This window comes from Salinispora oceanensis, from assembly GCF_000383575.1.
In the GTDB taxonomy this organism is placed as follows: Bacteria; Actinomycetota; Actinomycetes; order Mycobacteriales; family Micromonosporaceae; genus Micromonospora; species Micromonospora oceanensis.
The window spans coordinates 2,703,636-2,719,124 of sequence record NZ_KB911579.1 but is presented as its reverse complement, the minus strand read 5'-3'; the positions used below and the strand labels follow the sequence as shown (position 1 = coordinate 2,719,124).

General features: G+C 68.0%; 8 protein-coding genes and 2 pseudogenes. 1 reads left to right on the top strand and 9 read right to left on the bottom strand.

Features of this window, described 5'->3' with window-relative positions:
* Positions 1-37 precede the first annotated feature (37 nt).
* The 9 genes and pseudogenes from SALPAC4_RS0112680 to SALPAC4_RS0112650 all read right to left on the bottom strand — a co-directional run bounded on the left by SALPAC4_RS0112680 (position 38) and on the right by SALPAC4_RS0112650 (position 13,980).
* On the bottom strand, positions 38-5,692 hold the full coding sequence (locus SALPAC4_RS0112680) for a calpain family cysteine peptidase (RefSeq protein ID WP_020629225.1): 5,655 nt from the start codon (positions 5,690-5,692) through the stop codon (positions 38-40).
* 152 nt (positions 5,693-5,844) lie between these two features.
* Complete coding sequence (locus tag SALPAC4_RS0112675; RefSeq protein ID WP_019870643.1) at positions 5,845-6,135, bottom strand: hypothetical protein; 291 nt, start codon at positions 6,133-6,135, stop codon at positions 5,845-5,847.
* Between the two features lie 142 nt (positions 6,136-6,277).
* A pseudogene (locus SALPAC4_RS29130) lies at positions 6,278-6,595 on the bottom strand (toxin glutamine deamidase domain-containing protein); the annotation flags it as partial.
* 281 nt (positions 6,596-6,876) lie between these two features.
* The gene (locus tag SALPAC4_RS28500) at positions 6,877-7,203 is read right to left on the bottom strand and encodes a hypothetical protein (RefSeq protein ID WP_027644561.1); all 327 of its coding nucleotides are present in this window, start codon (positions 7,201-7,203) and stop codon (positions 6,877-6,879) included.
* A 57-nt stretch (positions 7,204-7,260) separates the two neighbouring features.
* Positions 7,261-7,584, bottom strand: coding sequence for a hypothetical protein (locus SALPAC4_RS0112665; protein ID WP_019870641.1), 324 nt, complete (start codon positions 7,582-7,584; stop codon positions 7,261-7,263).
* A gap of 861 nt (positions 7,585-8,445) precedes the next feature.
* Positions 8,446-8,784 (bottom strand): hypothetical protein, encoded by a 339-nt coding sequence (locus SALPAC4_RS28495; protein WP_019870640.1) that lies wholly within the window; start codon positions 8,782-8,784, stop codon positions 8,446-8,448.
* 949 nt (positions 8,785-9,733) lie between these two features.
* Positions 9,734-13,189 (bottom strand): annotated as a pseudogene (locus SALPAC4_RS28490) (YwqJ-related putative deaminase); the annotation flags it as partial.
* A 45-nt stretch (positions 13,190-13,234) separates the two neighbouring features.
* A complete protein-coding gene (locus tag SALPAC4_RS0112655; RefSeq protein ID WP_018733852.1) occupies positions 13,235-13,573 on the bottom strand; it encodes a hypothetical protein in 339 nt (112 codons plus the stop codon).
* Entirely contained in the window at positions 13,570-13,980 is a 411-nt protein-coding gene (locus SALPAC4_RS0112650) for a YbaB/EbfC family nucleoid-associated protein (RefSeq protein WP_019870639.1), read from the bottom strand. Before SALPAC4_RS0112650 ends, SALPAC4_RS0112655 begins: the two co-directional genes overlap by 4 nt.
* Before the next feature lie 135 nt (positions 13,981-14,115).
* On the opposite strand from SALPAC4_RS0112650, the gene mycP reads away from it, so the two are divergent.
* On the top strand, positions 14,116-15,411 hold the full coding sequence (mycP, locus tag SALPAC4_RS0112645; protein WP_033664946.1) for a type VII secretion-associated serine protease mycosin: 1,296 nt from the start codon (positions 14,116-14,118) through the stop codon (positions 15,409-15,411).
* Positions 15,412-15,489 lie beyond the last annotated feature (78 nt).

The window sequence follows — 15,489 nt, the reverse complement described above, 5'->3', positions numbered from 1 at the left end:
CGCAACGGCTCTCCTCCCCGCTGTTGTGTCGGCACGGTCATCCCTCCAGCATGTCGTGCAGTGCCGCCTCGTCGGGCAGCGTGAAGCCGAGCACCTCCGACGCGATCCGCTCGGCCTCGGCCCGGCTGACCGGCAGCGCGCTTCCCGCAGCGGATTGCGCCCCAGGCGCCGTCCAGCGCCGGGTGCGTTCTCTCCCTGCAGACGACTCCGACACCGCCAAGCCAATCACCGTACCGTCGCCGGCGAACAGGGCGTAGTAGGCGATGGCATACCCCAGCTCCTCCACCACGGTCTGCCCGAGGGTGTGCGGGTGGGAGAACTGGACCGAGGCGGTGGGCGGAGTCGGCGGGCTCTGCGGCGGCTCCAGGTAGGCGAAGTCCTCGCTCATCAGATCAAGGAACTCCCGCACCGTCATCGGCGTCGGATGATCGACGTTCCAGGGATTACGCAGCTGCACCAGGCCGTCGCCGGCCGCCACCACCTCGTATGCGTGTCCGGGGACGAGCCCATGCGGAAGCTGATCGCGGATCGCGACCGGATAATGATCCTCGCCAAAGGTGGCGGTGAGCACCGGGCTACGCGCAGCCAGCAATGCCTCCAGCCGAGCTTCGACAGCGGCTTCCCGCCCCGGCGTCGGGTCGAAGGATGCAACATGGCTCGCTACTCCGGTGAGCTGGGTGAGAAGCTCGGCCTGCATCTGCCGGTGGCTGCCGACATTCAACCGGGCGTATCCGGTCGGCGCGGCCACGAGCGGGTCGTTCGGGCTCTCCCATCCGGCCCAGGTCCGTTGCCACTGCAGGTGGCGTTCGACGCTCCAGGTCCGATCCACTGCCGCGAGTGCCTTCTCCAGCAGCGCCGCCCACGAGCTGCCATTCATGCTCTGGTCGGCGTAGGCCGACTCGCCGCTCACCGGATCCCAGATCGGCACGTCGGGGTGCACGGTGATCCGTAGCCGCCGGCCGGTCGGTTCGATCGAATCACCGAGCAGGGTGCTCTCGTGCAGCAGCACGTCCACGGTGCCGTCCGGGTTTGGCTGGAAGAGCTGCGCGATCGCTTCCGGACGGTGCCCGGCTACAGCCGCCATGCTGGCTAACATCCCGCAGTCGCCAAGCACTCCCTGCCGCACCTGCTCCCGCTTGGGCGGCCCGTCAAAGAGTGGGGCTGGTTGCCCAGTCCGCACGTCGCGCGCCCGGCCGTACTCCGGCGCGGGCTCACCCGGCTCCTCAGCCGGCAGGGCGACCCGGTCGGCGATCACAGTGACCTCGCCAGCGGTGGCTGTCGGGGTCACCTCCAGGTCCAGCGGCGGCGCACCGGGCACCAGCGCGTGCAGTGCCCGAGCGAGGACGCCCGGCACCAGTGCCAGTGCCCGAGCGTTGGTCATGTAGTGAAGTTCATTCGCGTTCAGCTGCGCCATGGCGGCGGGGCGCGCGCCGAAGTTGGCGCGGATCGCGACATAGCTTCGGGTCCGGTCTTCCGCGAGCAGCGACTGCCGCCCCGCCTCCGCGCCCAGGTCGAAGGCGGACCGCGAGTCTGCCAGCGAGAACTCCGGGGCGTGGGCGAGCACGTACGGGCGCACGTCAAACCGGCCTACCAGGTTGACGTAGATGCCTTCGGCGGCGATTCGGTCGGCGAGCTTCGGGTCCACGTCCCGGATCAGGCTCAACTGAGCCGGCGGCAGGTCGATAATCTGCCCGGCGTAGGCCGGCATTCGGGGCAGGCTGGCCTGCTCCTGTTCACCCTGGAGCATCAGTTCATGCAGCTGGGCCTGGAGTTCAGTGCTCGACGGCACCTGGAAGTCCGGGGCGAGTCGGGCGCGATAGTCGATCCACCGATACTTTTCGACCTCTGTCGCCGGGATACCACGCACGACCTTGGCGACCGACTCCTGCGTCACCGAGGCCGCACTCAGGCGCATCAGCTGCGCACCTACGTCCCGCGGGAGAACGGCCCATCGGGCGGGTGCCGCCGGATCCCCCGCTCGCAGGCCAAGGTGATCGGCGAGGGCATCGATCTCGGTACGCAGGGCGAGTCGGGTACCCGCGTCGGCGGACTCGTACTCGGCGGCGAGTAGCCGAACCTCGGCCATCCGCCCGTGGTCGTGCGCGGTGAGCCCGGCCGGGTCGATCAGCCCGTCGACGTTCCCCGGGTCGAGGGGTCCGGCATAGATCTGCCGGGAATCGTACAGCGCCGCCAGCTCTGCGATCTCGTGCGCGAGCGCGCGGGTGACCACACGGTCCACCGCCCGGTCCGAGACGGTGACCGTGAACGACCCGTCCGAGTTACGCGTCGTCTGGGCCACCACCCCATCGGCCAGTGGGCCGGCGGTCAGCAGCACCCGGAACGAAAACCGTCCGGCCGCGTAGATCTCGAAGCGACTCGGTCCGGTTTGGCCGATGTAGTCCACCCCGGCGTAGGGACCCACTCGCGGCAGTGCGGCCTGGGCGGTGGCCAGCACCGCAGCCGGGTCGGCGACGGGTCGCCCCAGACCGTGGAAGTCCGAGTTCGGTACGGCCGCCGCCGTGATCCGCCCGGAGTCGGGAGAACCTGCTGGGCTGCCGTTGTTCTCCCGGACCGCGCCGGTTTCCGGGTGGGTCCCCGTCCGGGCTGCCGATCCCCAGCCGACGATGTCGAAGAGGCGAGCGAGCAGGCCCACCCGGCGATGGGTTTCCGCCAACCGCTCGGTCAGCTGGTCGGTGGCCGCCTCGGCAGCGCTGAGCTGGCCCTCGAGCCGGTTGGCCGCCTGCCCCAACCCGGCGAGGGGCTCGTTCAGCCGGTCAACGACCTGGTCCACCTGATCAGCGGCGTCCCGGGCGTTGACACGCGCGTCAAACCGGCTGCGCCGGTCGTCAATGGCGAGACCCTGCCGCAGGGCGTGCCACCTCGCGGCCCCGACCACCGGAGCGGCGACGGCTGCCGCGATCGGAATCACCGGTGCCAGCGGGCTCGCCACCGCGATGGCGACTGCGGTGGCCGCCCCGGCGGTAGCAGCGGTGGTCAGCGCGCTCGAGACGAGGTACGTCCGAAGGCGCGGTACGCCCGGCGGACGAGCGTTCTCGGCGGTCTGCCGCCCGGCCCGGAGTGTCCGGAGCTGCCGCCCACGACCGGCGCGGTCACCGCCGAACTCGGTGACCACCTGCCGGGCCGCGTCCGGCAGCTGCGCGATCCGGTCCGGTGCCCCGAGCATGCCCGCCCGCAGACCCAGCCGGTCGATCACCGCGTGCAGCTCGCGCAGGGCCGGCCGCAACGAGAGCGTGTCCGCCGTCTGTACCTGGTGTGCGGCCGTCTGCAACTCCCAGGCATCCGCCCTGCTCAGCGAGACAGGAACGGCTACGTCCAACGTCTCCCCGGTGCCCGGGATGGCAACCGGGTCGGCCGGGCCGACAGCCGGTTCGGCGGCGGGGGTGGATTCGTGCGCCAGCCGGCCCAGCGCCGCGTTGATCTCCTCGAGGCGCCGGGACGTCACGTCGAGCTGCCCAGCGGCGTTGGTCACGGCCGTCGCCGACGGGTCGGCGAGCCTCGCCACCCGCGCCTGCGGCTCCATCGCCGGATTCGGGTTGGCCAGGTCCCAGGCCCGTAGAGCGTCTCTGACCCGGGCCTCGGCACGATCGAGCAGTAGGGTGCGGAGCGGGCCGAGGAGTCCCCCCGCCAGGATCTTGCTGGGCGCGGCCCCCGCGGCGACCTGGGCGGCCTTGGCCGCCCCGACCCAAGCGCCGCCTTGTACCAGTGGCCCGAGAGTCTGTTCGACCGCGCGCACCCGGAGGCTCCGCACGTCGCTCGGCCGTTGAGCGCTGTCCGTCGCCGAGGGCGGCGGGCTACTGAACCGCTCGATCGCCCGGCTGGTCACGCTCAGCCGCCCGTGCCGTTCCACCGCTGGCCGCAGCTCGGCCGGTACCTGCTCACGCCGCTGGTCCGCACCAGGTGTCCCTTCGCGCAGACCGAGCTGGTCAACTAAGATCCGCAGTTGCCGGGCCACCGACAGGCGTGCCAACGGGCCGACGGATTCATGCCGTACGGCGAGCTCGGCAAGCAGTTGCAGCGACGCCCGGCCACGTGGGTCGACCGACGCCGCGGCGCCCGGAACGGTCGGTGTTTCCGAGCCGGTGGACACCCGCGATTCGGAAGTAGCACCCGTCGACTCGGGGTTGGCGCCCGTTGACCTTGCGTTGGCGTCCTTCGACGCGGGCAGTCCGGCCCAGGCCGGGTCGCCGAAGAGCAGGCGACGGAATGAGCCAACGAGGCCGCTGCGCCGCTGCGAGTCGGCGACCCGGCGCTCCAGGTCGGCGAGGCGCTGCTCCAGCTCGGTCGTGCGGCGCACGGCGGTGGCGGCGCGGTCGGTCACCGCGCTGATTGGATCGGCGACCGCTTCGGCGGCCTGGGACAGCAGCGCCGCTGCCGGCATCGCGGGGTTGTCGGTATCCCAGCTGTCCCGGGCATCCCTGGCGGTGGCCTCCCGCCGGGCGACCACCGGGTCAACCGCCACCCCGCTCGCCGCCGCGGCGAGCGCGCCCGCGATCCCGAACCAACCGAGTCTCAGCTCGCCGAGGACGTTACCGACTCCCGCCACGGTGGCGGCTGTCAGCAGGTTCGGCACGTTCTCCACCATTGACGACCACCACGGCGCCACCACGCTCGGCCGCTGCCCGTCGGCCGGGTAGCGGTCAACGGCGGCCCGAACCCGATCCTGAACGGCGGCCGTACGCGAGTCGCCAAAGCGATCAACGAGTGGTCGTACGTCTGCTGGCACCAGGTCCCGGCGCTGTTCCACGCCGGGCGTTCCCTGCCGCAACCCGAGGCTGTCCAGCACTGCCCGGATCTCCCGGCCGGTGCCGAACCGAGCCCATGGCCGCGCCCCGTCGTGGCGTGCGGCGAGGCCACGCAGCTCGGCGAGGCGCTCCTGCTCGCGCGGGGTCAGTCCGGCGTCGGTCGAACCACCAGGGACGCCAGCCGAGGTCGTACCGGTTCCGGGGCTGTCGTCGGCCACTGCCGCAGCGTCCTTACTCGCCGGCGGGAATTGGCGAGCAGAGCCCCTGAACCGATACCTGTGCTCGTCCCGGCGTAGCTGCTCCTGAACCGCCGATACCTGTCCATCGAGCCCGGTGGCCGCCGTACCCAGCTCCTGGGCCGCCGAGGTCACATCGGCGGTGCCGGCGGCGAGCGCCGCCGCGGTGGTGGCGTCCTCCTCCGCCGCGGTTCGGGCCTCCTGGCGGGCGTCGTACCGGGCCCGACGGTCCTCGGCCGCCAGCCCCGCTCGCTTGGCCAGCCACTTCGCCGGACCCGTGGTGACAGCGCCCACGAACGCACCGGCACCCAGCATCAGGGCCAGCTCGGGTCGACCGCCGGCGGTGAGGGTGAACGTCGTCGCCAGGCCGAGCAGGAGCGAGTTCACGGTGAAATGCGTGCCGAGGTACGTCCGCATCCGCGGCAGGCCGACGGGACGCCCCTCCGCCTCGGCGGTACGGCGATCCGGGCGTAGCCGGGAACGTTCGCTCGGTTGGCTCGAAGCTTGGTTGGTCACATCAGCCAGCGCCGCCCGCACCTCGGTGGGCAGGGTGGCCATCCGCTGCTCCGCGCCGAGCATGCCGTCGCGCAGCCCGAGGCGATCCACAGTGGCAGCGAGTTCGCGCCGGACAGCCGCACGGGAGAAGTTGTTCGCCGTCCGGACCTGGTGTGTGATCGTCGCCAGCTCGGCCACGTCAGCGGGGGTCAGCGGCGGCGCAACCGAAGTGCCCGCGGCCGGTGACGGCCCCTGGCCCGAACGCTCCTGCCCCGACCCTTGATCAGCCCTCGAGTCGGCGGACCGGGCCGCGACCGTGCTCGCTGCGGTCGGCTCTGCGCCGGTTGGGCTCAGCCCGGCTGGTTGACCCTCGGCCAGACCTGTCGCCCCGCGATCCGGCCCTCCCGCCGCGCCTCGATGTAGCGCTTGATCAGTAACCGCACCGGGAGACTCGACTGCGCGGTCACGATCCCCGTCTGGTCGATGATGAAGCTCCCATGACCGACGTGCATCCCGGCTGCCCGCTCCTCCGCCGACAGCTGCTCCTTGGCCAGCCATCCGAACTCGAACGGGTACAGATTGATGTCGTTGGTGGTTCCCAGCAGACGCCTGATCAGGGCCATCGCCTCGTTCTCGGTCACTGGATGTCCCCTCTATCGACAGGTTGAGCGACCATAGCGCGGAGGTATCGGCGCGATAGTCAGCCGGTGGTTCCGGCGATGTCATGCCGTGCTGCGGGTCCCACCACACGGGCCCAGTCGCCCCATACGGGTACACCACCACGAACGCGTGAGAGCCCTCGCTCTGGACGTTGCCCTGCTCATCCAGCAGCAGCTCGCCGGTACCCCAGTCGACCATAAGCCATTCCGCCACCACCAATGCCGAGGCGCCAGGACCAGCGTCCGCTATCCACTGGTGCAGGTACTCGTACTGCTGCGCGACGGCTGCCGCCCGTTCCGCGGGCGCGCCCGGCAAATCCCCTGTCCAGCCGGCCAAAATGTCGCCGCCGAGCCAGGCCTCGGCACGGTCCAGCCCGCTGCGCTCCCCCGACTCCCGATCGACGGAGCCGTCAGGACGAAGGTCCGGCCAGCGCGGTTGGGACACCTGCGGGTCACCGTAGAAGCTGGACAACGCGGACAGCGAACAGTCCAGACAGTTGTTGCTGCGGCCCTGCTCGGTCGGTCCACCGTCATTGATCAACTGACCGTAGGGATGGGTGGACGGGTCGGCCAGGTAGGCGAAGCCCTCGGCCGTCCGTAGGCTCCGCTGGACGTCCTGCTGATAGCGCGGATCCTCCAGTGGAGCCAGCTCCCCCGGCCCAATGGATCGCGTATCGGGCATCCCGTGATTCGTCTCGGGTACCGACAGGACCTCGGGGCTGGCTACTTGCGGGCGCCCCGCAGCCACCTCGGTAGCGCCTCGCGACAGATCTCCGTCAACTCCGCCTCCGTCGGCAACGGAACCGTCGTGAAGTGGAGCGCCTCCCGTTCCGCCGTGCCCCGGTCGACCGCTCGGGTCAGGGCGTGCTCCGACTCCATGTACAGCGTCGCTGTCGCCACGTCCGGGCGGAACGCCCATGCGTTCGTCGGCCGATCCCAGATCACGGCCTGCGTGGGTCCGCTGCTCCGGAGCAACGCGATCACGTTGACCGGAATCTCCGGAGCGTCGAGACGAAACATCAGGTGGTAGCGGAATATCGGTTCGGCCATCGGCACTCCCCAGGGCGGCGGGATTTGTCTCGGGTACCGACAGGACCTCGGGGCTGGCTACTTGCGGGCGCCCCGCAGCCACCTCGGTAGCGCCTCGCGACAGATCTCCGTCAACTCCGCCTCCGTCGGCAACGGAACCGTCGTGAAGTGGAGCGCCTCCCGTTCCGCCGTGGCCCGGTCGACCTCCTGGACCTCGCCCACCTCCGGGTCCTCCCAAAGGAATGCCACCGCCACGTCCGGGCGGAACGTCCACGCGTCGGTCGACCGATCCCAGATCACCGCCTGTGTCGGGCCCATGGTGTCGGCGTCCGCGATCAGGTTGACCGGCGGGCCGTCCGGGTCCCGCGTCAGGAGAAAATAGCCGAACGTCAACGTCTCCACGCGTCTCCCCTATCAGGTCATGGTCCAGACCCGGCAGGTCGGACGCGGTCAATCCTCGCTCAGCGCACACATCGGCGAACGTGTGGGGCTGCCGTCCGAGCCAATCGAGGTATTCCTTATACAAGCGGGCCCGCTTAGTTGCCCCGATCCACTTCGCAAAGCTGTTATCGGTCGGTTGACCAAATCGCACAGCATGCATACCACCCGGCATCCGGGCAGCCACATCCCAGGAGTTGTTGATCTTAAGAATGTCCAAAAACGCGTGCACCCGGCGCGCCGCAGGCTCTGCCGGATCCCGCATGATCTCGTACGGGGTGTGGGTCTGCTTCCCGATCATGTAGCTGGTAGCGGTCGGGAACTGGATTTCGAAGGTACGACCACCCGGGGAGACTAGCGTGCAGTTCAGGCCAAAGAATCGATTACCGGAGCGCCAGAAATTCTTCAGACTAGCGACCTGATAGCCCCTAGCCTCCAAGGCGGTAAGAGTGGAGTCTACAGCCAGGCCATACAATTCGGACTCTGGCCCTCGCAGTGAGAAGCGAACGACGTCGTTGACCGTGGCCAGAGCAGACCCGATACCCTCCCCCAATGCCGCCAGCTGCGTGCGGTATTTCCGGGCCAGCGACTCCGCGCCCTTGACCCGGTGTTCCTCACCCAGCGTCCGCAGCGTATCCGTGCCGGTCAGCCCAAGGTGCGCGTTGACCTCAGCAGCGATCCCCCGTAACTCGCCGAGGAGCGAATCCGCATCCTGACGAGCCGTGGCGAGCCCATCAAAAAGAATCACCCGCTCGGCGTCCGACAGGACACCGAGATACTCGCCCTCCGCGCTCCCCGGGCGCCCCGACAGGGACTCGGGGCTGGTTACTTCCGAGCCTCCCGAAGCCACCTCGGTAGCGCCTCGCGGCAGATCTCCGTCAACTCCGCCTCCGTCGGCAGCGGAACCGTCGTGAAGTGGATCGCCTCCCGTTCCACCGTGGCCCGGTCGACTGCCTGGACCTCGTGCTCCTCGCGCTCCTCCGGTTTCGACCAGAGGAACGAAGCCGCCACGTCCGGACGGAAGGTCCACGCGTTGGTCGCCCGATCCCAGATCACCGCCTGCGTCGGGCCCAGACTGATGGCCTCCGCGATCAGGTTGGCCGGCGGGCCGGTCGGGTCGTCCGGCCGTCTCAGGAGGAAGTATCTGAACCTCAGCGTCTCCATGCGTGTCCCCAATCCGGTCAAAGTCCAGACCCGGAAGGTCGGACGCGGTCAATCCTCGCGCAGCGGCTACATCGGCGAACGTGTGGGGCTGCTCGCCGAGCCAGTGGAGGTACTCGCTCCACAACGGGCTGTTACCCATGATCCACTTAGCGAAGGTAGTGTCGACCGCCTGACCAAATCGCTTCGCGTCCAGGCCACCCGGCATATGTGTGGCAACGCCTTGAGAAACGTTTGTCGCGAGGATGTCCAGGAACGCGTGCACCCGGTCCGCCACCGACTGCATCGGATCCCGCATAATTTCGTAGGGGACGTGGGTGCGTTTACCGATGGCGTAGCTGGTAGCGGTCGGGAACTGCAGTTCGAAGGTACGACCCCCCGGAGATACGAACGTGCAGTTCAGGCCAAAGAATCGATTTCCAGGCCGCCAAAAGTTTTTTGCGTTCGCGAACCGGTAGCCCTTTTCCTCGAGTGAGGAAATAACGCCATCGACAGTCGGGCCGTACAACTCGGACTCCGGCCCCCGCAGCGAAAACCGGACCACGTCATTAATCGCGGCCAGGGCCGAGGGCACGTCATACCCGACAGTTGCGAAATCTGTCTGGTACTTTCGCGCAAGCGACTCCGCATCCTTGACCATATTTTCTTCGCCCAGCGTACGCAGCGCATCGTCACCGGTCAGGCCAAATCGCGTATTAACCGCCGCAGCGGCGGCCTGCAGCTCGCCGAGGATTATTTTGGCATCCGACCGCGCCGCATCACGCTCACCAAACAAGGCCGTTCGGTCAGCATCCGACAAGGCGGGAAGATACTGTCCGGCCACGCTTTCGATGTTTTGCGGAACGCCACTGGACACGAAAGGGTCACCCTCAGCATCGAGGGTAACAGCAAATACATTTGCCCGATAGGATGCGTGGATCGGCTCACCCTCAGTGAATTCCCCCGAGGTGGCATCGACCCATAAAACTTCTCCATCCAGATTTACGGCGTTCCAGGTGTGACCCGGACCATCAGAATTCGTATTCGTGGTGATAATCAGGGCAGCCGATCCGGCGCCGGCCTCCCGGAGCGCAGCAACGACGCCGCCCAACCCGGACAGGCCGGTGCCGTGATAGCTGAAGCTGCCACGCAATGCTTGTTCCTGCCGGGCGGTGCTGCCGTGCTCTAACTGCGCCCCTTGGGGGGTGGCTGCCGCCACTTCGGGTCGGCCGAACCAGGTGGAGAGGAAGGAGAGCCCGACATCGGCACAGTTTCGGCTTCTACCGACAACTGTCGGGCCTCCGTCGTTGACCTTGCCCACCCAGTTTCGCTGCCTCGGATCCGGGTGCACTTCCGGCCGCCCGGTCTTCGGATCGCGCGGCACGGCTTCTTCCAGTGCCTGCTGATGGGCCGACTCTGGCGGGACCAACCCCCCGGGCTCACCGTAAGGACGCCGGTCACTCAGGGGCGGCCCGTTGCCCACCACTCCTGGCACCGGCGGCTGGTAGACAGTCGGTGACCGCTCGGGATCAGAGATCGGCTCGATGCCGAACTGGGGCAAGAGGTGCCGGCAAGAGCGACACGGCGCTCTATAGTGGCCCAAGTCGTGACGGGTGCCCTTTTCATCCCAACCGGTACTGACCTGGTGCGTCACGATTTTCGCGCCGCTGAGCGCGTCTAGGGCGTACTGCTCCAGTCTTCCGGGCTCGCCCGCTTGCCGCCACTCTACTTCCAGCCGGTAGAGCTGGTCAGAAACCAGAGCGACCTCAGCGCACTTGCCGTGCCCGGCCCCCGTGCCATGCCCCTTGCCCGGCTTCGCATCGAGGGCGGCCTTGACTCGATCGAGGGTGGCCTGCACCAGCGGATGCACCGCCGGCCGGGTCGGCGGCTTCGTGCTCTTGTTTGCAGCCATGCTGGTGTGGGTCGTGATCTCCCCGTTCGGCATCATCAACGCGCCCGCCACACCCGGCATCTTGGCCTTGGATATAGCCTTACCCTTGACCGCTTTCCGAACGGCCTCAGCCAATCTCCGAGAGGCCTCGACAAGCGTCTGCTTGGCCGCCCGACCGTTCGGATCTCCGCTAACGGTGAATGACTCGCCCTGCCAACTGTGGGTACCGCCCCCGGTCGGACGCGTGGAGCGGGCAACCCCGGTCGGGCCGTCTGCTTCGATGCCGCCGCTGACCCCAGTAGCCGTGTCAGCAGCCGGCGCTCCGGTGCGCGTTGGTGCGGTGGTCGTCGGGCTATTGGTCGGTGTCCGTTGATTGGGAATGCGGCTTGCTGGGTCGGGTGTGGCCGAAGGGTTGGTGCCGGTTGCTGTCGGCACGGTTGGTGTGGTGGTCGGTGTGGGGTTGTTGGCGGTGGGTGGGGTGGGCCGGGCTGCGTGTGTCGCTTTCGGGTTGCTGGTGGATGTCGGTTGGCTGTTGGTCGGCGAAGGGTTCGTGGCAGGCGAGGCCGCTGCTGCCGCCGGGGGGTGGGATGTCCCGCTCCGGCTACTCACGCTGGCTGGGGAAGTGCTCGTGCCCGAAGCGCCGCTGGTGGGAGGGATAGCGGTCGGAGCGGCGGGGGTGGGTGTTGGTTGCCTAGGTGATGGTGCGGGCGTCCCGGTCGTTGTCGGGTTTGTGGTGGCACCGCTGTGGGGAGCCGCGGGCGTGAGACCAGGGCCGGGGACGGAGGCGCTGGTGGTGGAGGTGCCCGTTGTGGCGTTGGGGGCGGCTGCAGGCGCCGGGACCGGGTTTGGGGTTGCGGATTGTGGTGCCGGTGGGAAGTGTCCCCGAGTGTTTCCGTCGGTGGACGGCGACAGAGCGCTCTGAATGGTGGAGGCAGCGGAGTGCCCCGCCAAGCTGACTGTGTTGTCGGCGTTGGACCCACCGTCCCTGACCCCGCCGGTAGCCAGGTCTGACCGCCCTCCGGAACCGGCCTCGAAGCCCGCATCGGCGCCACCTCGACCAGTGCCGGCCTCAGAAGCAGTGCCGGCACTCGAGCTGGTGTGGATGCTGGGGCCCGAGCTGGTGTGGGTGCCCGGGTCGGCACCGGGGTCGGCGGCGAAGGCGTCAGAAGTAGCTCGATCGGTGCTGAGGCTGGCGTTGGCGGTGTCGCCCGTGGGCGAGGCAGCAGACCCGGCACTACCAGTGGTGGGGGTCTGTCCCTGACCAGTACCGGTGGGGGTCTGTCCCTGACCAGTACCGGTGGGGGTCTGTCCCTGACCAGTACCGGTGGGGGCTGCCGGGTCCACCGCTGGTGGTGGGGCCAGTGAGATCGACCCGAGTCCGGTAGTCGGTACGCTACTTATACCGGCGTCCGGTCCAGCACCCTTGAGCTGACCGGGGTCGGACCCGGTCAACCTGTTCTTGAGGTCCGCCAACGCGCTACCACCGCTACTGGCTGCCATCGTGGCACCACCACGACCAGCACCACTGGCAAACCCGCCCAGCAGCGCGTCCCCACCCGGCACGCTCCACTCCGACGCAACCACCCGATGAGCCAAAACGCTGGCGGCCGGCGAAATAATCGCGTTCTGCACCCCAGCAGCAAGGGTTTTACCACCCCACCGAACAACCCCCGCACCACGAAAGTCCATCAACGGCGGACTGAACGACACCGGTAGCCGCGGCGCCACATTATTACGAGCGAAACGAGTACCAGCGCTCAGCCCAGTACCGAGGACCGCACCAAAAGCACCGCCCAACCCCGCGGTGACAGTACGACTCACATCCCACTGCGTCCGCGTACCCGCATTCATCTGATACGCCTGCGCAGCCACATCAATCAGGAGTTCCTCACCTACCTCCTCAGCCAACTCCAGGGCGAACCGCCGCCCGGCCCCCCGCAGCCCCTCCCGAGTGAGTCGCTGACCGATCTGACCACCAAGACCACGCAGCGCCGACTGCCGCCCAGCCCGAGTAGCAACATGCCGCCCCAACTGAGCGACCAGCCGCCGAGCCGCGACCGTAACCGCCTGCCGACCCGCCGCCAGAGCCGCGGGAATACCCACCGCCGAGACCCCGCCCAGGAAGGCCATCATCATCGACACGAAAACCGCGATCACCGTGACATAGAAAGCGATGACAATCGTCAGCTTCGCATACTCGATCTCCATCGCGGCATCATCGGCACGAAACGCGAATTCGGCAGCAGCCTCCTGAATCAGCGGCAACCCCATATCCGGATCAACACCCAGTTGATTCCAGACCTGACTAAACGCCTCCCCCGTACCCCCACCCCAACTCTGAAGAAGCCTCAAAGCCCCCATATCAGCGTCAAGGCGGGCACCACGAACCACCTCAGCGAGCCCCCGCCACGCCTCAGCAAGCTCCCGCAACTGATCTTCGTCGCCCTTCGGCCACGCCTCACCAGCACTCACCCAACAGACGGCTTCCCACACCGTCGGATACTCGGCAATCAGACTCTCGGGAAAAGGCACCGCCATCCCGTCACGCCCCCGTTCCCCTACACACCCGAGCCCGCCGGGATGTCAGGCGTCACCGCCGCCGAAAGACTCCGCGACCGCCTCATCCACCTCAACAGTCCCCGCCAAGGCCGCCAAAGCAATCGCACCAAGCACCTGAACCCGTCCCACAATCGCCTGGCCACCCTCAAGAACACCAGCAGCAGGCGCCTCGCCCTCCAGGTAGTTTTTGTTAAATTCCTTGCCGTAATCGTCAGTGCCCCACGGCGAAGCCGCATTGAGCGTGGAAATGGTGGCCGCGTGCTCCGCCCAACCGCGAGCCAGCGCTGCGCCGGCCGCATCGAGTTGACGGGCACCATCACGCGCGCCGTCCGGGTTGACAAACGTGTCATTCGGGCCGTTCATCGGTCCCCCTCCCGGGAGATGTCGCGGTCAAGCTGACCAAAGACACCCGCCAGATCATGATCCAGGTATGCCTGAAACTGACCATCCGGCACGAACGGCTGAAGCAGCTCCTCAACCTCCGCCAGCGCCGCCTCCGTCGCCCGCTGGATCGTCTCCGTTACCGTGGCGGAAAGTTCCTTCGAGTCCGGCCGCCGATAGATCCGCGGGTCGAACTCCACTTTGGTTACATGTCCATTAGGACCAACCGTCACTGTCACGAAGCCGTCTTCCGATACCATAGTGACGTCTACCGCCTTCAGCTGCTGCTGTAGATCGCCCACGCCGGACCGCATCCGCTCGAACTGGGCCATCAGCTCATCAGCGCGAGCGCGCAAGGCCTCAATGTCCACGACGTCCTCTCCCCGCACGTCTACCCGGCGTCACCAGCCGTCGGCACTCGGCACAGCCCACGATACTGAACCTGTCGCGATACCGGGGCCCCGGCGACTGTCCCGAAATCGTTAGGATGCAGCGGCGTTGTGCGAAGGAGAGGTGAGCACGACATGCTCCGCAACCGTCATCAGCGTGTTGGTGCACTCCTGTTAGCGCTGGTCAGCTCGACCATCCTGATGCCACACGCGCCAGCCGCGGCCGCCCCGGGCTCCTGCACCAATCCGAGCGAGCCGGGTCAAATCATCAGTGACACCCCTTGGCACCAGCAGTGGCTAGCCCCACGACGGGTATGGCCTTTCAGCACCGGAGCTGGTGTCTCAGTAGCTGTTGTGGACTCAGGCTCCGACGGCAACCATCCACAGCTTGACGGTCAGGTCACTTCCGGGTTCGATGCCCTCCGTGGTTCCAGCGGTGGCGACTTCGACTGTGTTTCCCACGGCACCGCGGTTGCCAGCCTGATCGCCGCCCGCCCACAAGAGGGTATCGGCTTCCATGGGATGGCTCCGGAAGCCGCCATCGTCCCGATCCGGGTCAGCGAACAGGCCGGTAACGAGGGCGACGAGGCCCAAGGTGAGAGCGTCTCCCCCGAGGTCTTCGCACAGGCTATCCGTCGGGCTACCGACGACGGAGCAGATGTGATCAACATGTCGGTGACGCTCTACCGCCCCGACTCCGCTGTCGAGAGCGCGATCCGCTACGCGCGGGCGAAGGATGTGGTCCTGGTCGCCGCCGCCGGAAACCTCCATCGCAACGGCGAGTACCCCGACCCGGTGCCGTATCCGGCTGCCTACGACGGTGTGATCGGTGTCGGCGCGATCGACGAGCAGGGCACACGGGTGGAGCAGTCACAGGTCGGGCCCTATGTCGATCTGGTGGCCCCGGGTGGTGCGGTGGTCGCGGCCACCCGCGTGAACGGCCATGATGTCTGGAGCGGCACCAGCTTCGCGACCCCACTGGTGAGTGCGACGGCGGCCCTGATCCGTGCCGCCGAGCCACAGTTGTCCGCCTCGCAGGTTTCGCGCCGGCTGCTAGCCACGGCCGACCCGGCCCGGGGAGGTCCAGAGCAGGGGTACGGGCAGGGTGTGCTCAGCCCCTACCGCGCGGTTACCGAGCGGTTGAGCAGCGCAGGTCCGGTGGCCGCGGACCCATTGCCCGAGCCGTCCTACAACGCAGCGGCTCAGGAGCGGACAAAGCGGTGGAACGACTTCCGCCGAGCGGGGCTCTGGGGTGGACTGTCACTAGCGGCTATAGCGCTCGTGGTCGGCGCAATCGTTTCGTTGCTACCGCGGGGACGGCGTCTCCGCTGGCACCCGACTCGCCCTGGGGAGCCGACGCCCTCGGGTCCGGAGATCGATGAGCCCGAAGAGGTGTTCTTCCGGGTGCCCAGCTCGCTACCCCGCGACTGACAGCCCTTCGACGCGGCCTCCGCACTCTCGGGTCGGCCAGGAGTCGGGCTGGACCGCAAAAGCCGATGGCCCGGCACA

What these genes read in the sequence shown, in the direction of transcription:
- SALPAC4_RS28500 (WP_027644561.1), bottom strand. Translation starts at nt 7,203, where the DNA reads ATGGCCGAACCGATATTCCGCTACCACCTGATGTTTCGTCTCGACGCT.
- SALPAC4_RS0112655 (WP_018733852.1), bottom strand. Translation starts at nt 13,573, where the DNA reads ATGAACGGCCCGAATGACACGTTTGTCAACCCGGACGGCGCGCGTGAT.
- SALPAC4_RS28495 (WP_019870640.1), bottom strand. Translation starts at nt 8,784, where the DNA reads ATGGAGACGCTGAGGTTCAGATACTTCCTCCTGAGACGGCCGGACGAC.
- mycP (WP_033664946.1), top strand. Translation starts at nt 14,116, where the DNA reads ATGCTCCGCAACCGTCATCAGCGTGTTGGTGCACTCCTGTTAGCGCTG.